General features: G+C 62.3%; 18 protein-coding genes and 1 riboswitch. Of the genes, 10 read left to right on the forward strand and 8 right to left on the reverse strand.

Annotation, left to right across the window (positions count from 1 at the left end; translation table 11 throughout):
* Positions 1–114: 114 nt before the first annotated feature.
* Genes NKJ40_RS17390 through NKJ40_RS17415 form a run of 6 tightly spaced genes read right to left on the reverse strand, consistent with a single transcriptional unit; the run spans position 115 to position 5,305 of the window.
* Positions 115–708 (reverse strand): HupE/UreJ family protein, encoded by a 594-nt coding sequence (locus tag NKJ40_RS17390; protein WP_352467066.1) that lies wholly within the window; start codon positions 706–708, stop codon positions 115–117.
* A 47-nt stretch (positions 709–755) separates the two neighbouring features.
* Complete coding sequence (locus NKJ40_RS17395) at positions 756–1,295, reverse strand: hypothetical protein (RefSeq protein ID WP_352467067.1); 540 nt, start codon at positions 1,293–1,295, stop codon at positions 756–758.
* 2 nt (positions 1,296–1,297) lie between these two features.
* Positions 1,298–2,506 (reverse strand): agmatinase family protein, encoded by a 1,209-nt coding sequence (locus tag NKJ40_RS17400; protein WP_352467068.1) that lies wholly within the window; start codon positions 2,504–2,506, stop codon positions 1,298–1,300.
* A gap of 11 nt (positions 2,507–2,517) precedes the next feature.
* On the reverse strand, positions 2,518–3,327 hold the full coding sequence (locus tag NKJ40_RS17405) for an ATP-binding cassette domain-containing protein (RefSeq protein ID WP_352467069.1): 810 nt from the start codon (positions 3,325–3,327) through the stop codon (positions 2,518–2,520).
* Positions 3,324–4,226, reverse strand: a complete 903-nt coding sequence (locus NKJ40_RS17410; protein ID WP_352467070.1) for an ABC transporter permease — start codon at positions 4,224–4,226, stop codon at positions 3,324–3,326. Before NKJ40_RS17410 ends, NKJ40_RS17405 begins: the two co-directional genes overlap by 4 nt.
* A 14-nt stretch (positions 4,227–4,240) precedes the next feature.
* Positions 4,241–5,305 carry a putative urea ABC transporter substrate-binding protein gene (locus NKJ40_RS17415; protein WP_352467071.1) on the reverse strand — a complete coding sequence of 355 codons (1,065 nt, stop codon included), beginning with the start codon at positions 5,303–5,305 and terminating at the stop codon, positions 4,241–4,243.
* Between the two features lie 101 nt (positions 5,306–5,406).
* Positions 5,407–5,522, reverse strand: a riboswitch (guanidine-I (ykkC/yxkD leader).
* A gap of 389 nt (positions 5,523–5,911) precedes the next feature.
* On the opposite strand from NKJ40_RS17415, the gene NKJ40_RS17420 reads away from it, so the two are divergent.
* The 8 genes from NKJ40_RS17420 to NKJ40_RS17455 all read left to right on the forward strand — a co-directional run bounded on the left by NKJ40_RS17420 (position 5,912) and on the right by NKJ40_RS17455 (position 11,803).
* Complete coding sequence (locus tag NKJ40_RS17420) at positions 5,912–6,553, forward strand: NADPH-dependent F420 reductase (protein WP_352467072.1); 642 nt, start codon at positions 5,912–5,914, stop codon at positions 6,551–6,553.
* Complete coding sequence (locus NKJ40_RS17425; RefSeq protein ID WP_352467073.1) at positions 6,550–8,028, forward strand: aldehyde dehydrogenase family protein; 1,479 nt, start codon at positions 6,550–6,552, stop codon at positions 8,026–8,028. Before NKJ40_RS17420 ends, NKJ40_RS17425 begins: the two co-directional genes overlap by 4 nt.
* A 36-nt stretch (positions 8,029–8,064) precedes the next feature.
* Positions 8,065–8,409: an antibiotic biosynthesis monooxygenase family protein gene (locus NKJ40_RS17430; protein WP_352467074.1), complete on the forward strand. Its 345-nt coding sequence runs from the start codon at positions 8,065–8,067 to the stop codon at positions 8,407–8,409.
* An 8-nt stretch (positions 8,410–8,417) separates the two neighbouring features.
* The gene (locus NKJ40_RS17435) at positions 8,418–9,188 is read left to right on the forward strand and encodes a type 1 glutamine amidotransferase domain-containing protein (protein ID WP_352467075.1); all 771 of its coding nucleotides are present in this window, start codon (positions 8,418–8,420) and stop codon (positions 9,186–9,188) included.
* A 144-nt stretch (positions 9,189–9,332) separates the two neighbouring features.
* Positions 9,333–9,677, forward strand: a complete 345-nt coding sequence (locus NKJ40_RS17440; protein WP_352467076.1) for a hypothetical protein — start codon at positions 9,333–9,335, stop codon at positions 9,675–9,677.
* A 75-nt stretch (positions 9,678–9,752) separates the two neighbouring features.
* Positions 9,753–10,547, forward strand: a complete 795-nt coding sequence (locus NKJ40_RS17445; RefSeq protein ID WP_352467077.1) for a helix-turn-helix domain-containing protein — start codon at positions 9,753–9,755, stop codon at positions 10,545–10,547.
* 46 nt (positions 10,548–10,593) lie between these two features.
* A complete protein-coding gene (locus NKJ40_RS17450) occupies positions 10,594–10,833 on the forward strand; it encodes a YdeI/OmpD-associated family protein (RefSeq protein WP_352467078.1) in 240 nt (79 codons plus the stop codon).
* Positions 10,834–10,993: 160 nt separating this feature from the next.
* A complete protein-coding gene (locus tag NKJ40_RS17455; protein ID WP_352467079.1) occupies positions 10,994–11,803 on the forward strand; it encodes an MBL fold metallo-hydrolase in 810 nt (269 codons plus the stop codon).
* A gap of 152 nt (positions 11,804–11,955) precedes the next feature.
* Here NKJ40_RS17455 and NKJ40_RS17460 read toward each other — a convergent pair whose 3' ends face one another.
* Entirely contained in the window at positions 11,956–12,825 is an 870-nt protein-coding gene (locus NKJ40_RS17460) for a LysR family transcriptional regulator (protein ID WP_352467080.1), read from the reverse strand.
* A gap of 225 nt (positions 12,826–13,050) precedes the next feature.
* Here NKJ40_RS17460 and NKJ40_RS17465 point away from each other — a divergent pair, with 225 nt between their 5' ends.
* Entirely contained in the window at positions 13,051–13,206 is a 156-nt protein-coding gene (locus NKJ40_RS17465; RefSeq protein ID WP_352467081.1) for a YjiS-like domain-containing protein, read from the forward strand.
* A 10-nt stretch (positions 13,207–13,216) separates the two neighbouring features.
* On the forward strand, positions 13,217–14,200 hold the full coding sequence (locus NKJ40_RS17470; protein WP_352467082.1) for an aldo/keto reductase: 984 nt from the start codon (positions 13,217–13,219) through the stop codon (positions 14,198–14,200).
* A gap of 160 nt (positions 14,201–14,360) precedes the next feature.
* Here the strand turns inward: NKJ40_RS17470 and NKJ40_RS17475 are convergent, their stop codons facing one another.
* Complete coding sequence (locus NKJ40_RS17475; RefSeq protein WP_352467083.1) at positions 14,361–16,271, reverse strand: serine-rich family protein; 1,911 nt, start codon at positions 16,269–16,271, stop codon at positions 14,361–14,363.
* Between the last annotated feature and the right edge of the window lie 293 nt (positions 16,272–16,564).

Here is a 16,564-nt window from a genome sequence, read left to right on the forward strand (position 1 = left end):
GCTCAGCCCGGATTTTCAGGATCTGATACAGCATGTTCCGAATTCGCTGCCAAACGGTCAGCCGCTTGGTCATGCCTTCCCCTCCTGTTCATCGCAGATGCCCCGGGCTGCCGCTCAGATTATCTGTGCTGCCAGCGCCACGCCGACCAACGACGTGCCGACCCCTGCCGTGCGGAAGGCTCCCGGCCAACGCCGAAGTGTCAGGGCGGCCAACGCGCCGGTCGCGTGAAGAGCCGAGGTGGCGACCACGAAGCCAACCGCATAAGCGATGCCGCTGGCAGTCTCGGGAATTTCGACGCCGTGGGCATTGCCGTGGAAGAGGGCGAAGAGGGCAGTCAGCGAGGCAGCCACAGCGAGCGGAAACGGCTTGGCAAGCATCATCATGGCGCCGAAGACTACCAGCGATAGCGCTATGCCGGTTTCCAGTGAGGGCAGGCCGATGCCGGCGATACCGAGCAGGGCGCCAGCGATCATCGCCGAGACAAAGCACGACGGCACGATGATGATCCCCCTGCCGCCGGCGCGAGCGGCAATGATGCCTACAGCCATCATGGCAAGCAGGTGGTCCATACCGGCCAGCGGGTGCTGAAGGCCGTCTACAAACCCATGGGCATGAAAACCGCCGCTATGGGCGAAGGCCAATGAGGGGATGAGGGTTGTGGCGGCTGCCAAGGCGAGTCTGCCGAAGAATGAAAGCGTTCTGTTCATGGTTCTGGACCTGTTTGATAGAGGTGCGATCGGTTCAAGGCCGGTGCTCATTGTCCGGCCCCTGGCATGGTGAATTGTGCGGCGCCGGACCTGTCGGCCAGAAGCCGCGCCTCGCCGAAGTCGAGGGGTCTTTGTCCCCTGCCGTCATGGTAGACGAAGGCCAGGCGGCGCCGGCGCGACGTCAGTTTCGCGGGCAGCGGGTGATAGGTGACGCCAGCGCCGCCGATCATCGGCATGACGGCGCCGACATCGACCATGTCCTGCGTCTCGACGCGCAGGAGATGCAGCCGCATGCCGTCGGCGGTTTCGCCGACGAAGGGAATTCCGGCGAGGCGCAGGAAACTGGAGGGGTCTGGCGCCCGCGAAAACCCTTCGAGAAACGCGATCTCGACGAGATCGAGATCCGTCGCCCGCGCGTCGGCGGGTTCGGGCGCATGGTCGTGCGGTAGATGCGGTGTCTGCCATTGCAACGGCTTGCCGGCCGGGCCGTTGTGACCGACCGGGTGCGGATGGTGATGATGACCGTTCGGCCCGTGATGGTGGCCGTCGCCATGGTCATGGCTGTGGTGATGATGATCCTCATGCATGGTTAAAAACTCGTCGGCTTGTCGATGATGGATTTGTGCTTGCCGAGATTGCCGTGCGCGACCATCGAGCCGAGCGCCTCGACGACAACCCGCACGCCAAACAGCGCCGTGATGTCCGACGTGTCGTAGGGCGGCGACACCTCGACCACTTCCAGTCCGCAGATGCCGGGCGCCGACACCAGCCCGAGCAGCTTCAGTGCCTCGCGCGGCAGGAAGCCACCGGGCTCCGGCCAGCCCGTACCCGGCACGAAACCGCAATCGATGCTGTCGACATCGAAGGAGATGTATACGGCGTCGGTGTCCTTCCATGCGAGCTCGAGCGCGATCTCCGCCGCCTTCTCCAGCCCCATCTGTTCGATATCGGAAATCGTCAGCACGTTGGTGCCGCGCTTCCGCGCCTCGGCGACGCCGTAGCGGGGCACCTGCCAGCCGCCGATGCCGAGCTGCACCAGATTGGTGGCCGAGACGTTCGGCAAGTTGGTTGCCCAGTACCAGGGCGTCGTGTGCATGCGTTCGTCGAGATCCTTTTCCTGGATGTCGATGTGGCGATCGAAATGGATGATGCCGATGCGCTTGGAGGTCACGTCGGCAATGCCGCGCACGCACGGAAACCCGATCGAATGGTCGCCGCCCAGCATGATCGGCAGCGCGCCGGACGAGGCGACATGGCTGACGCCCTTGGTGATCTGGTCGAAGCTCTTTTCGAGATTGGCGGGGATGGTGAAGACGTCGCCGGCGTCGCAAAGCGTCATCTGCTCGCGCAGGTCGACACCGAGCTCGTAATTGTAAGGCGTGTAGAGCGCCGAGATGCGGCGAATGCCTTGCGGCCCGAAGCGGGTTCCGGGCCGGTAGGTGGTGCCGCTGTCGAAAGGAATGCCCATGACGGCAGCGTCATACCTGCCGACATCGCGGACGTTCTCGACATAGGGCGCCTTGAGGAAGGTGTTGATGCCGGCGAAATGCGGCAACTCGCCTCGCGCGAATGTCGGGATCGACTTGTCGATGATCGAATCCGATCCGGGCAGGCCCATGTCGAGTGCCCATTTCTGTTCCTTGCGCCAGCCATCCTCGGGCAGCTTTCCTTCCGCCTCGATCGACTTCCAGCCCTGCATGTCGCGGATCTCGAAGTTCGGATGGTGGAAGCGTTGGCGTGGCTGGCGGTCGGTGAGCCCGGCGCGGCGATACCGGCGTTCTGGACTATCTCTGTGCATGAAAACCTCCTTCACGACGCCGTCGTCGCGATTGCGCTATCCAGTCGGGTCGTCCCGACCATCGCGGCCACTTCGGCCACGTCTCGTGCGGAAGCCCGGTGCTTGCGGTCGAGCTTCAGATCGTAGGTGATCGTCGCGCCATAGGCGGACGGGAACTGGGGGTCGTGGCGCACCTTGTCGAAGACGAGCACGCGGGTGCCGAGCTTGAATGCCTCGCCTATATCGTGGGTGACCATGACGACGGTCATGCCTTGCTCGGTCCATAGCTCGATGAGCAGCTCATGCATCTCGGCACGGATGCCGGGATCGAGCGCGCCGAAGGGTTCGTCGAGAAGCAGGATCTGCGGCCGGCCGAGCAAGGTCTGCGCGATCGCCAGCCGTTGCTGCATGCCACCCGACAGCGAAGCCGGATAGAGGTCGCGCGCATGGGCAAGCCCGACCCGTTCCAGCATGGTTTCGGCCTCTTGCCTGGCGCTTTTGCGCCTGGCGCCGAAGACGCGGCCGAACGGTCCCCCCGAACGGAAGTCCTCGACCAGCAGCAAGTTCTGCAGCGCGGTCAGATGCGGAAACACGGAATAGCGCTGGAAGACGATGCCGCGCTGCGGCGTCGGCTCCGGCACGATCGGCTGGTCGCCGACGACGACCACGCCGCCGCTTTGCTGTTCCTGGCCAAGCAGGATGCGCAGGAACGTCGATTTTCCACAACCGCTGGCGCCAACCAGCGACAGGAATTCACCCGCTTCGGCGGAGACGTTGACCCGTTCCAGCACGCGGGCGTCGCCGTAGCTCTTCTCCAGCCCATGGACGAGGATCCGGCTCATCTGGTCCGCACCGGATGAGCCCAGGGCGAGATGATGTGAGAGAGCCGCACGAGTAGCCAGTCGGTCATCACCGCAAGCAGCGTGATCCAGGCGACGTAAGGCAGGATGACGTCCATCGACAGATAGCGACGAACGAGGAAGATGCGGTAGCCGAGCCCCTCGGTGGAGGCGATGGCTTCTGCCGCGATCAGGAACAGCCATGCCGGCCCAAGCGCCAGCCGTACGCACGTGATGAGACGCGGCATCACCTGTGGCAGCACCAGCCTGAGCACCATGGTCCAGCTGTTGCCGCCGAGCGTCTGTGCCTTGGCGACGAGCTCCGGCGGCAATTCCATCACCCGGTTGGCGATGTCGCGCACCATGACCGGCGCGACGCCGAGAGCGATCAAGGTGATCTTGGCCGTTTCGCCGAGGCCGAGCGCAATGAACAGGATCGGCAGCAGCGCCAGTGGCGGGATGACGCAGACAACTGTGACCAAGGGCAGCAGAAAGGCCCTGACGCGCGGGATGAACCCTATGGCGACGCCGAGGCTGAGCGCCACCAGCGTGGCCATGCCGACTCCGGCGAACAGCCTGATCAGGCTGGCATAGGTGTCGGCCCACAGGATCAGGTCGCCGGAGCGCTTGTCCGGCACCGTCGCCAAGTCTGAAAAGGCCGACCACATCTGTGCAGGGGAGGGCAGCAGCTTGTCGCTGGGATTGACCGCCAGCCTTTGTGCCGAAGCGAAGAGATAGGCAATCGCCACGGCGGCAAACGGCAGCGTCCCAAGCAGCAACGCTCTGCCGCGCGAGACCGTCGCGTTGATGAGGCGAAGCCGCGCTTTCGGCCTGCTAAGTTGCAGGCGTGCGACTTCGGGGCCCACCGCGGCCTGCGTGATGCCGGTTCCTCTGGCTAGCATGTCGCGCTCCCGCGTCAGAGCGTTCCGCCCGCTGCCTCTGCCATAAAGGCCGGATCGAAGCGCAGCTTGACGTTGTTGACGTCGCCCAGCGTCGAGCCGTCGGGGAAGCTCATGCCGATCACGTCGACGCTCGGCGCGTTGGTACCAAGAATGCCGTGGCTGAACAGGAAGTTGCGCACCAGATCCATGGTCTTCGGCAGTTCGGCGCCGTTGGTGAATGCGACCGCCTTGGCCGGCTCGAAGAACATCGCCGTTGATGCAAGCTGAGCGTCGAAACCGGCAAGATCCGTACCCGATGCCTTGGCCATCTCTTCCTTGGCCGCCTTGCCTTCGGGCGTGCCCGAGGTCATCAGCGCCATGGCTTCATACCATGCACCGACAAGCGCCTTGCCCAAGGCCGGATTGTCCTTCAGCGTCGCGGTGTTGACGACCATCATGTCGATGATCTCGCCGGGAATCTCAGTCGAATCAAATACCTTGTGGGCGCCCGGCATGGCGGCGATTTCCGAGACCAGCGGATTCCAGGTGACGACGGAAGTGACATCGCTGGTGCCGTAGGCAGCGACCATGTCGGCATCAGAGGTGTTCACCACCGTAATGTCCTTTTCGGCCAACCCCACCGTCTCCAGCGCGCGCGCAAGTAGGTAATGTGAGACGGAAAGCTCGACGAGATTCACCTTCTGGCCGGCAATATCCTTGAGCGCGGCCTTGTTCTTGAGGATGACCGCGTCGTTGCCGTTGGAGAAATCGCCGACGATCAAGGCCGTCGTGTCGACACCGCCGCCGGCCGGGATCGAAAGCGCATCCATGTTGGTCATCGAACAGCCGTCAAAGCCGCCGGCGGTGTACTGGTTGATGCTCTCGACATAGTCGTTGATGCGGGTGATCTCGACATTGATGCCGTATTTGTCGGCCCATTTCTTCATGATGCCGCTGTCCGAGAGATAGCCCCACGGCATCCAGCCGACATAGATCGACCAGCAGATCTTGAAGTCTTTCTTCGGCGCCGCTTGCGCGGCTGCGATGAAGGGGAGGCTGAGTGATGCGGCTAGGATGATTGCGGCCAGTTTGCGAAGCATTGCATACCCCTGTTTGCGATCCGGATTGCGTCCGAACGTCTGTTGGGGGGTTCACGGAGCGCGCATCCGGGAGAGGTTCGCGCCAGCAAACCCGTGCAGGGTTCTCCCGGGATTTTGGCCCGCCGTGTTCCGCCGGATGCCTCAATGCATCCCAAGCGGTCGCGTCTCTTGGACCAGCACCGTGATCGACACGGCCGGAACCCTAGACGCTCTGCACGTGAATAACGAAGCAAGGGGCGTGCCAGTCCGGAAAGCCGTCCTGAGGCGGCCTTTCCCCGGATTTGCAGGCAATCGCGTTATGCTGATGCCACAAAAGTCATCGCAACGCCGACGGATTAGGCAAAGAAAATCTAGCGTCAACCAATGTGAGCCGCCTTGTGCCCTGGGGAACTCCGCTGAGAAAATGGCACCCTGCCCCATAGTCGCCCCGCACATATATCCCCAGTAGGGACACGTTCGGGGAGGGCGTGAGAGCGCGCGGCGGATCCGGATGCCTATTGGCGCCGATCCATGTGACGACTGCGCCCAATCGTGCAAGGGCAATTCGTGAAATAAGCGCGACTGCAATGGTGCTAGGCAAGCCCGATCGCGTGTCGGGAGGCAGTTGTGAAAGTTGCGATCATCGGACCAGGCTCGCTCGGGAAGGCCTTGGCGAAATGTCTTGGCCTCGCCGGGCACGAAATTCGTCTCAGCTTCAGTCGCGACGAAGGCAAGTTGCGCGCAATCGCGGCAACCCTCCGTGTCGGCTTCGGTGCCCCTGACGAAGTAGCGAGATGGGCCGACGTAATTGCCCTGGCGACGCCATGGCCGGCTCTCGAGTTGGCGATGGACGCGCTTGGCGATTTGTCCGGCAAGATCGTCTGGGACAATACCAATGCAGTCGCGCCTGACCTTTCCACGATGCTGCTAGGCACTACGACGTCGGTAGGCGAGGAGGTTCAGAGGCGCGCGCGGGGCGCGCTTGTCGTCAAGTGCATTCCGACCTTTGCCGAATTGCTTGACAGGGATGATCCGCGTCTCAACGGCGATCCAGTGACGAGCTATGTCGCCGGCAATGACGCAGATGCCAAGGCGGCGGTTTGCCGGCTTCTCGCCGATCTGCCGACAATGCCGGTCGATGTCGGCGATCTCACGGCCTCGCGCCTGATCGAGCCGATGATGCTGCTATTGGTCCAGCTCGCCTATCGGCACGGGATGGGGCCGACAATTTCCTTCAATCTCATTCGACAGGACGGAACCGGTTCATGACTGATTATCTACCCGCGCGGCGCAAGGCGATTCCAGTAGGACGCCTGCTGATCGATGGCCAATGGCGCGATGTCGTCAGTGGCGAGACTTCGACGACTTTTGATCCGACCACGGAGGCGGCGATCACCAATATTGCGATGGCGGGCGTCACCGATACGAGCGATGCCGTCGCGGCCGCGCAGCGGGCTTTCGAGCAAGGACCCTGGGCGCGGATGCATCATGAGGAGCGCGCCAAGATCCTGTTTCGCATCGCCGATCTGATGGACGAGCGGGCCGAGGATTTCGCTGTGCGCGAGGCGATGGATATGGGTATGCCCTATCGCGATTTCCGCGATATCATCATGCCGCACTGCTCGGGACTGTTCCGCTTTCACGGCGGGCTCGCCATGAGCGCGATGGACGGCGCCTATCGTACCAGCTACGAACCAAATATCAGGATCCTGACGCAACGTGAGCCGCTCGGCGTGGTCGCTGCGATCACCCCGTTCAATTTTCCCCTCGCGCTGTCCTGTTCGAAAATCGCGCCGGCACTCGCGGCGGGTAACACGGTCGTTCACAAGCCTGCGACCGACACGCCCCTGACGGCCCTCGCCTTGGCGCAAGTGATCCTCGACGCGGGCGTGCCGCCAGGCGTCTACAATCTCGTCACCGGCCCGGGCGGCACCATCGGCGACGCGCTGGTCAACGATGCCCGCGTCGACAAGATCGCCTTTACCGGGTCGACCGCCGTCGGCCAGGGCATCATGCGCAACGGTGCCGGGACGATGAAACACCTGACCATGGAGCTCGGCGGCAAGAGTCCCAATATCGTTTTCGCCGATGCCGATATCGATGCCGCGATACAGGCAGCCTTCTGGGGCATCTTCTGGAACAAGGGCGAAGTCTGCGTCGCCGGATCGCGCCTGCTGGTCGAACGCGCCTGCTATGACGAGGTCGTCGAGAAGCTGAGCGCCATGGCGAAGTCGGCGACGCTCGGCGATCCGCTGGACCCTGCGACGATGATCGGGCCGATCGCGTCGCGCGGCGAGTATGACAAGGTCTTGAGCTATGTCGAAGAGGGCAAGCGCACCGCGCGACTGACCGCGGGCGGCGGCACCTGCCAGATCAACGGCAAGGGCCTCTTCATCGAGCCGACCATCTTCGCCGATGCGACCAACGACCTAAGGATATCGCGCGAAGAGATTTTCGGCCCCGTCCTGCCGGTGATTCCGTTCGACAGCGAGGAGGACGCGATCCGGATCGCCAACGACACGAGCTACGGGCTCGCCTCGGGCATCCAGACCGGCGATCTCGGCCGCGCCTTGCGGCTCGCCGACCGGATCAAGGCAGGCACGGTGTGGCTGAACTGCTGGCACAAATACCATCCTAATGCGCCGTTTGGCGGCTTCAAGATGAGCGGCTATGGCCGCGAGCAGGGCCGCGAGGCGTGGGAAAGCTACACCCAATACAAGACGATTTGGGCGAATCTCGTCTGACCAAGTGCCTGCTACCGCCAAGAATAGGGATCAATCATGGCCTATATCACTACGATCGACGTCCTCGGAATCACACCGAAGGAGTACCGCGCAATCCTTGATGAAATGGGCGTAGAGCTCCGACCCGAACCGGGGATCTATCTGCATTTGACCGCACCGATTGAGGGCGGCTATCGCGTCATCGAGGTGTGGGATCATCGCGAGGGATTCGAGGCATTCATGCAGGCGCGGTTGGCTCCGGCGGCGGCGGCGATCGGCTTGAATCGAGAGATGAAGGTGACGATCGAACCGCTTTACAACATCTTCGCGCCCAGGTTGGACGAGCTGCCGCCGCTGGTCGAGGACGCGTTTTTGCGCCCAAACGCTCCCATTTCGGCCTGATATCACGCATGTCGGTCCGCGATCCCAACCCGATCGACCCGCTGCATCCAAAGCGGGTCGCAATGGTCCTTTCAAACCCGGCTGTGTCAACCACCACAGGCTGGCCGGTCGGGTTTTGGTGGAGCGAGTTAACTCATCCCTGGCTCGCCTTCACGGAGCGCGGATACGAAGTCGCGATCTTCTCGCCTGAGGGCGGCAAATGCGAGGCGGATGCGTTGAGCGACCCGCGCGATCCGTCCGGCTATTCGGATACGGATCTGATCTCGCTCGGTTTCCTGTCGACGCCGAAACTGGCGGCGCTGGTGGAGACGACACGGCCCATCGCAGAGCTGTCGGTCGACGCGTTCGACGCGATCGTCGTCGCTGGCGGCCAAGCGCCGATGTTCACCTTCCAAGGTGCGACTGAGTTGCAGCGGCTGTTCGCCAACTTTTTCGCGGCCGGCAAGGTCGCGGCCGCCTTGTGTCACGGCGTCGCGCTGCTGCGTTACGCGCGCCTCTCAACCGGCGAGCTGCTCGCCAAAGGGCGCACTGTTACGGGGTTCGCCAATGTCGAGGAAGACTTCGCCGACAATGCCGTCTGGGAGATGGGCGCTCTGCCGCACGGTGCGCATCTGATGCCATGGCGGATCGAGGATGAGATGCGTGCGCTCGGCGCGAACTATGTTCAGGCCGGGCTGTGGCGCGATTTTGCCGTGCGCGACGGCAATTTGATCACCGGCCAGCAGAACTTCTCCGGAGCGGCGACCGCCCGTCTTGTCATCGAGGCGCTCGGTGGCTGAGGACCAAAGACCGCTCCTGCCGGTGAAGTCGGGAGTCAAACTCGCCGTCAGGACGGCGATGCCAAACGACATCGGCCCAATAGGATCCGAAGTCAGTCCAGGAACTCCACGTCAAACAACCGCCATCAGCAGCGAGGGTGAACCATGGCCGTAGTGACGACACTTGATATTGAAGGCCTGACGGCCGAAGATTATAGCCGCATCCTCGATCGGATCGGCGTGGAGAAACGGCCCGCTGGCGGCATCTACCAGCACATCGCGCATGCCACCGACGATGGCTATCGCATCATCGAGATATGGGACGACAAGGCAGGCCTGGAACTCTTCTTGCAGGACACATTGTTTCCCGCCGCACAGGAACTGCAAATTCAGCGTGAAATGACCATTATGACTCAGACACTGCACAACATCTTTGTGCCCCGGATTGGTGAACTGACTGCCCTGGCAAATGATGCGCCTGGTGGACCAGTCAAACGGGCAAAAGTGTAGGCGTCAAGGATCGAGGATGCGGCGATCGATCATCGAAGTCCTGCAGGAACTTGCGTCCGGACGCCCGGTACAACGATGGTGACTGCGGCAAATGCAAAGAGGTTGTTCTTTCCTGCCGGCGACTATCGCCATGCGCCGGCCGGAGTCGTTCAGCTGCGTGTGATTCGCAGCGGTTCATCCTATGCAGAGATCGATCTTGGCCGCGGGCTGCGGCGCGTCTTCACCCGCCCCGGCGACCTGCTGCTCAGCCTTCCCGAGCGTGCCACGCGGTTCAAGATCGAGGAGCCGCGCGAGCTGACGATGATCACCGTTGACTCCGCTCTGGCGTCAAGGCTCCTGGTATCCGCAGGCGGGACCCCCGAGGACCTGGTAATCCTGACCGATCGACCGATACGCGATTCGCTGGTGGCCGAGTTGTGCCGACGCCTCGAAGGCGACCCGCCAGCCAACCCCATCGTCCGCGAATGGACGCTGGGCCTGGTTTTCGCGAACCTGCTCCGTCTCGGGCATGCACGTCAGCGGCAGCAGAAGTCTCCGGTCCTAACCTCGCAGCGGTTCGACCGGGTTCTCGCTGCGATTGACGGCGATCTGGAAAAGGGGGTGTCGATCGACCATCTTGCCGGAATCGCGGGAATGCCACGACGCGCCTTCACCGCCGCCTTTCGCGAGGCGACGCAATTGCCGGTACATCAATTCATTTTACGCCGCCGCGTTGATCGCGCGGTCGAGCTTTTGGAAAATAGCGATCTGCCGCTGGCCGAGATTGCTCAGCACGCGGGTTTCACTCACCAGGCCCATATGAATCGCGTCGTGACCCGATTGAAAGGGCTGTCGCCAGGCCGGCTGCGGTCTCGCAGGCGCGAGGGCTGACTTGTGATCTATTCCAGCATCAGGATTCGAATGGCGGAGACGTGATTTGCTGAAACGTCCGTTGGCTAAAATGCCCGACAGTTTGCGTGCAGAGCTCGAGGCCGCAAATCTGATGCCTGCTTTCAAGCAACGGCCTCCCTATCAGCGTAATGATTACTTGCATTGGATCGAGCGCGCCCGTCACCCGGAAACACGCCGAAAGCGCATAAATCAGATGATTGACGAGCTTACGAAGGGAGGAATCTACATGGGCATGCAACAAGAGCTGGCATCGCCGCGAAGCTAGCAGATCGGTCAACGATCATTTTCCAACCCGTGGCTTATCGAGATCGGGTGCTTTCCGGATTAATCTTCATCGGTTTCCCCGCGCTTTTGCGCAGAGGATGCAGAGAGCCAATAGTGACAATCGAACCTATCCTCCATTTTAGTTTGCGGCGGGTGGCCTTATGATCGTGACATCGCAAAGCAACAACGTGCTCGGCAGCACGTCGGGACGGTGGCGCGTCTGGTCGCTCTCGGACGGTTACATCGAGATGTCGGCGGACCTTCTGCGAGACCCGCAGGATAATCCGGTGCCGCAAGCTCTGCAGGCAGAGCCGCTTCGCCTGTCTGTCAATTGCTTCGCGCTCGCAGGTCCAGGCGTTGACGGCGTTCTGATCGACAGCGGAGGAGGGGGCTGGGCCCCGACAGTGGGGTGTCTTGAGCAGGCCATGGCGGAAGCCAAGATCGACCCGGCTTCGATCACGGTCTTGGCGCTCACCCACGCCCATCAGGATCATGTGCACGGACTTTTGACCCCCGACGGCCGAGTGCTCTTTCCAAACTTGAAGGCGATCGTAATTCCCGAGGCGGCTGTGGAGGGCTTTTTCGCTTACGCGCACCTTGCGCAGTTCCGGCCCCTGCTGAAGCCCGTCCAGAATGGCGACCAGGTGGGTGAGCGATTGAGGGCGGTCGCCCTGCCCGGTCATGCTGCCGGTCATACCGGCTACGCGTTCGACACGGACGAGGACCGTTTCCTATTCTTCGGGGACATCGTTCATGTGCCGGCCTTGCAGTTCGGCAATCCCGCGTTCAGTTGGGGCTATGACGACGATCAGCTGACCGCGCGCACAACCCGCCTAAAGGTTTTCAGTGACGCGGCCGAGGCGGGGACGTGGATCGCCGGCGCGCACCTTGGCTGGCCGGGCATCGGTCGCGTGGTGCGTCAGGGCGAAGCATACGGCTATGAGCCGGCAGAAGGACGAGTGACCGGATAGGCAGCGTGGTGCTGACCGGTTATACCGCTCTCTCCGCCCAAGGATCTCGAGCAGCGCGCCGCACTCCGGCGTCCTCAACGCCGGCGGCACATCGTCCAACCAACCAAAATATCTGATTCTTGATCCACTGGCGGCCGATCGACGCCCGAGGCCTACCGGATCGGCGTCTCGCCGCGAAACAGCGGCTGGTGCGCCCGCATCAAGGCAGCGATCCGGTCGGCGACTTTCCGTACCGGCGGGGAGTGACGTTCCTCGTGATGGGTGACGATCCATTGGTCGGTTTCGAGTTCGGGGATAGGGTGAGCGACGCGAACCAGCCGCGGATCGCTGTCACCGACGAAGCACGGAAAGACCGAAAGCCCGGCGCCGGCGGCCACCAGTTCGCGCACCGAATGGGTGTTGTTGCCGCGTACGGCGATGCGGTCGCCGTGATGGGCCTGCAGCCAGCGCGCCGAGGCAATGTTTGCGCCTTCGCCGGTGACGCCGACGAACAATCCGGCGGCGATGCCGTTGATCAGGTGGCGTCCGGAATAAATGGCGTGGGCGACCTTGCCGCTCTGACGGCCGGCCAGCCACTGCTCGGTCGGGCGCTCGCTGCGGATACCGATGTCGGCGGCACGGCGGCCGATGTCGACCCGGTCGGTGGTGGTGACAAGCTCCACCCTTATGCCGTCATCGACCGTCCAGATCTCGCCGATATGGGCGGAAACGAAGGCCGAGGTCCATGGCCCGGCCGAGATGCGGACAATGCGGTCGGGCAGATTTCCCTCGCGCCAGCGGGTCAGCGACTGCATTGCCGCCTCGACGTCTTCGGCGCGCCGCAGCAGTTCTTCCCCGACCGGGGTCAGCCGATAGCCGGTCTGCTGGCGCACGAACAGAGGTTCGCCGATCTGCTTTTCGAGCGCGGTGACGCGTCGTCCAAGGGTGGCTGCGCTGAGGCGCGTGGTTCCCGTCGCTGCGCTCAAGCCACCCAGCCGCGCAACGTCGAGAAACAACCTGAGATCGTCCCAGCCGATATCCATTTTGCAGAAATGAAAAACTCCTTGCGACCGTGGCTGTAGCGCGAAGCGAGCACCACGCGCAAGTATGGAGGCGTTGGACAATCCTGCTTGGCGGGGCGTGACAAGCGCCTCGGCTGGCCAAGAAGCGAACTCAACCCTTTCGATCGCGCATGCGATTGGCGCAGATGCTTTGCGCTTTCGATCAACCCAGGCGCGCGGGCATTCTGCGGGCCAAAGGAGACGATCATGTTGGATGAACTTCGATACCGTTTCGCCCGCTGGATTGCCTATCGCCAGACGCTTGCGAGCTTGAGGCAGGCCCGGGACAGCACACTGGCGGATGCCGGCATTTCTCGCGAAGAGATCCGCGAGCGTGCCCGCCGCGCCAGCTTGCGTCGTTGAGGAACCGGGCATGCAGATGATGATGCTTTGCGATGGCCGCTCGGTACCGCGCATCGGCATCGGCACCTGGGCGGCGGGTGGCCCCGCGCGCTGGCGTGACACGGCGACAGTCTATGGCGAGGTCGACGATGTCAGGTCGCAAGCCGCGCTGGCGATGGCCTATGAGATCGGGGCGCGGGTGTTCGACACGGCTGCCGCCTATGGCGCCGGCAATGCCGAACTGATCCTCGGGCGGGCGTTGAAGGGTAAGGACGAAGCCGTCATCGTCACCAAGGTCGGCTATTTCGGCGATCCCGAAACGCGCAAGATCGCACCCGAGGATGCCTCTGCCGCGGCGATCCGGACATCGATCGACAATTCGCGGCAGCGCCTGCAGCGCGATTGTATCGACGTCGTGCTGCTACATATCAACGAGTATCCGATCGAGCGCGCCGGCGAGGTGTTCGATACGCTCGGCCTGTTGCGCCAGGAGGGCAAGATCGGCGGCTTCGGCTGGAGCACCGATCACCGCGAAAGGCTTGCCGCCTACGCGCCGCGCGAGGGGTTCGTCGCCGTAGAGAACGACTTCAATGTGTTTACCCCGGCGAACGAGCTGATGGCCGTTGCGGCGCGCGAGAACCTCGTCTCGTTCAGCCGGCTGCCGCTGGCAATGGGGCTGCTCACCGGCAAATACACGCCGGCCATGCGGCTGCCCACCAACGATGTGCGCGGCGGGAATGCCGAATGGATGGTGTTTTTCAGGGATGGCGCCGCCAACCCGCACTATCTGTCAAGGCTCTCGGCAATCCGCGACCTGCTCACCTCGGGCGGTCGCACGCTTGCGCAGGGCGCGCTCGGCTGGATACTCGCCAAGTTGGCAATCGCCCTGCCGGTTCCCGGCTTCACGCGGCCCGAGCAGGTCGAGGACAATCTCGGCGCGCTGGAAAAAGGGCCGCTGCCGGCAGCGGTGATGGCCGAGATCGACACCGTGCTGAAAATTGCCGAGACTGCTTAGAGTGTGGCGAATCCGAAATTCGCATTGGCGATAAGCGGCCAACTTCGATCTGTCGGATGTCCGCCGGTATCGCATCTTCCTTGGTCAAGCTTCCGTGGCGCAATTGAACAAAGACGGAGCGGCGGACACGACTCGAGTCGAAGGTCCGCCGCTCCGGTTTTTAGATCAAAGAGTGGTGCTGCCACGGAAGATGGGTGGCGAGCTGCGCTTGAGCTGCGCCGTCGACCGCGTCGCTGTCGAGAGAGAGCGACCCGGTTGAGCTGTCAAAGATGATGTGGTGGGAACCATCATCCGTGGCCGTACCAGCAGGGGTAGCATGCAATGAAAGCCCGCCCGACTTAAGCTCGGTAAGAGCGGATTGATCGAGGTGGAGCTTGTCCTGGAGCTTGCTGAAGTCGAAGGCATCGTTGCCTCCGTGACCGGACATGATCTCGGCGGCGGCGCCGTTCTTTGCCTGGGCGCCGACATTTTCATCGGGCTGGACGGTTTGCGCGAACCCTGGGCGGATCAGGCTGGTTGCCGTCTTGTCGGATGGGTCGTTGGTCGGGAGAAGCTCCGAGCCCGCCGAAAGAGAATGGCTCAACGCAGCCAACAGGCGGCCAACGCCGCCGTCCTCGCTTACCTTGTCGCCGGCATTATCGTGGTTGGTGTCCGTCGTGCTGCCGTCGCCGGCGAGGAGGTGCGACAGCGCGGTCTTGGTGTGACTGCCATCGCTGGTGGTAGCGCCGGAAGCGGCGGCATCAGTCGATCTGCCATTGCCGGCGAGGAGGTGCGAAAGCGCGGTCTTGCTATCACTGCCATCGCTGGTGGTGGCGCCGGAGGCGGCGGTGTCCGTCGAACTGCTATTGCCAGCGAGGAGGTGCGAAAGGGCGCTCTTGCTATCACTGCCATCGCTGGTGGTGGCGCCGGAGGCGGCGGTGTCCGTCGAACTGCTATTGCCAGCGAGGAGATGCGAAAGGGCGCTCTTGCTATCACTGCCATCGCTGGTCGTAGCGCCGGAAGCGGCGATCGGAGTCGAAGTGCTGTCGCCGGTGGCGTCATGGGAAGGGGCAGTCACAGTCGAGCTGCTATCGCCGGTGGCGGTGTCGGAAGGGGGCGTCGCGGCAGCACTAGCGTCGCTGGTGGCGTGGGAAGGGGCAGTCACAGTCGAAGTGCTATCGCCGGTGGCGGTGTCGGAAGGGGCAGTCGCAGTCGAAGTGCTGTCGCCGGTGGCGTCATGGGAAGGGGCAGTCACAGTCGAGGTGCTATCGCTGGTCGCGGCGTCGGAAGGGGGTGTCGCGGTAGCGCTGCCGTCGCTGGTGGTGGTGTCGGAAGGTTCGGCTCCGGTGGTAGCGAGGTTGTGCTCCCGGAAAACGGCTTGCAGTTCGGACGAGCTTTCAAGCGCGGTGTCGCCGTTCTGCGTTCCCCATTTATAGGTGTAGTCGAAGCCGGGCGTCGGCACCAGTGCGGCCCAATGATCGATCATGGTTTGCATCTGTTCGGGGGTGGGCATGACCTGTCTTCCGCCGTCGGAAGTCTCCCAGTTACCGCCGCCAAAGGCCTGATAGACCGGAACGATGTTGTTAGCCGGGATGCCGGATTTCACCGCTGCAGCCACGGCTCGATCGATCATGTCGTAGTCGACCGTGTCCGTTCCCGTGCGCACCGGATAGGGGTCTATGCCGAAATAGTCGATATGCGTGTTGGCCGGATTGTAGGTATTCGTAAAATCCGGATTGGTCGGGGATCCCATGTTCATCATGGTGATGAAGGTCTTGGCGCCTGGAAAATGCTCATGGATCCAGTCGGATTCCGCCTTCAGGTTCTCAGCGGTTGCATAGGTGCCCCACCTGCCGGTGGGATCGGGCTCGTCAACAAGATAGAACCCAAACACATTCGGATTGCCAAGGAAGGGGGTCATTTTCTCGATGAAGGATGCGGTTACGCCCTCATGCTCATTGAGATACACCAGACCCTTCGTGCCATCCGGCAATGCATCGACCTGGCTAGCATATTGAACGTCGGCCAAATTGAAGCCGGCGGTTGCAATTTCGGTGGCGGAACCACCCGAGGTGTAGTGCAGAGTTGCCATCCAATATTCCTTTTTTCTCGTTCGATAGCGCCCGAGGCCTACCTACTAGAGGGTGTATATTAGCACCAAATCACATACAGACACCCATTGATAGAATCATTGACCGTTTGTAGGAATGCTGCATGCATTGTGGCTTATTTTGACAAAACCGATTGTAGACAAGAAATTTATCGCTTTCTGAGGTCACAATCCCGGCGGAATCGCGACATTATTTTGAAGCAGCTGTAGATTCGCAACTCATGACGTTTGATTACGGGGACGTTACATTATTGGTCTGTTTTGATTTATAAATT

It is taken from the genome of Mesorhizobium sp. M0119 (genome assembly GCF_040322615.1).
Lineage (GTDB): Bacteria > Pseudomonadota > Alphaproteobacteria > Rhizobiales > Rhizobiaceae > Mesorhizobium.

Bases quoted from the DNA above. Each gene is read 5' to 3' on its own strand.
- NKJ40_RS17460 (WP_352467080.1), bottom strand. From the start codon at position 12,825: ATGGATATCGGCTGGGACGATCTCAGGTTGTTTCTCGACGTTGCGCGG.
- NKJ40_RS17440 (WP_352467076.1), top strand. From the start codon at position 9,333: ATGGCCGTAGTGACGACACTTGATATTGAAGGCCTGACGGCCGAAGAT.
- NKJ40_RS17475 (WP_352467083.1), bottom strand. From the start codon at position 16,271: ATGGCAACTCTGCACTACACCTCGGGTGGTTCCGCCACCGAAATTGCA.
- NKJ40_RS17445 (WP_352467077.1), top strand. From the start codon at position 9,753: ATGGTGACTGCGGCAAATGCAAAGAGGTTGTTCTTTCCTGCCGGCGAC.
- NKJ40_RS17470 (WP_352467082.1), top strand. From the start codon at position 13,217: ATGCAGATGATGATGCTTTGCGATGGCCGCTCGGTACCGCGCATCGGC.
- NKJ40_RS17400 (WP_352467068.1), bottom strand. From the start codon at position 2,506: ATGCACAGAGATAGTCCAGAACGCCGGTATCGCCGCGCCGGGCTCACC.
- NKJ40_RS17390 (WP_352467066.1), bottom strand. From the start codon at position 708: ATGAACAGAACGCTTTCATTCTTCGGCAGACTCGCCTTGGCAGCCGCC.
- NKJ40_RS17465 (WP_352467081.1), top strand. From the start codon at position 13,051: ATGTTGGATGAACTTCGATACCGTTTCGCCCGCTGGATTGCCTATCGC.
- NKJ40_RS17425 (WP_352467073.1), top strand. From the start codon at position 6,550: ATGACTGATTATCTACCCGCGCGGCGCAAGGCGATTCCAGTAGGACGC.
- NKJ40_RS17395 (WP_352467067.1), bottom strand. From the start codon at position 1,295: ATGCATGAGGATCATCATCACCACAGCCATGACCATGGCGACGGCCAC.
- NKJ40_RS17455 (WP_352467079.1), top strand. From the start codon at position 10,994: ATGATCGTGACATCGCAAAGCAACAACGTGCTCGGCAGCACGTCGGGA.
- NKJ40_RS17410 (WP_352467070.1), bottom strand. From the start codon at position 4,226: ATGCTAGCCAGAGGAACCGGCATCACGCAGGCCGCGGTGGGCCCCGAA.
- NKJ40_RS17405 (WP_352467069.1), bottom strand. From the start codon at position 3,327: ATGAGCCGGATCCTCGTCCATGGGCTGGAGAAGAGCTACGGCGACGCC.
- NKJ40_RS17435 (WP_352467075.1), top strand. From the start codon at position 8,418: ATGTCGGTCCGCGATCCCAACCCGATCGACCCGCTGCATCCAAAGCGG.
- NKJ40_RS17430 (WP_352467074.1), top strand. From the start codon at position 8,065: ATGGCCTATATCACTACGATCGACGTCCTCGGAATCACACCGAAGGAG.
- NKJ40_RS17415 (WP_352467071.1), bottom strand. From the start codon at position 5,305: ATGCTTCGCAAACTGGCCGCAATCATCCTAGCCGCATCACTCAGCCTC.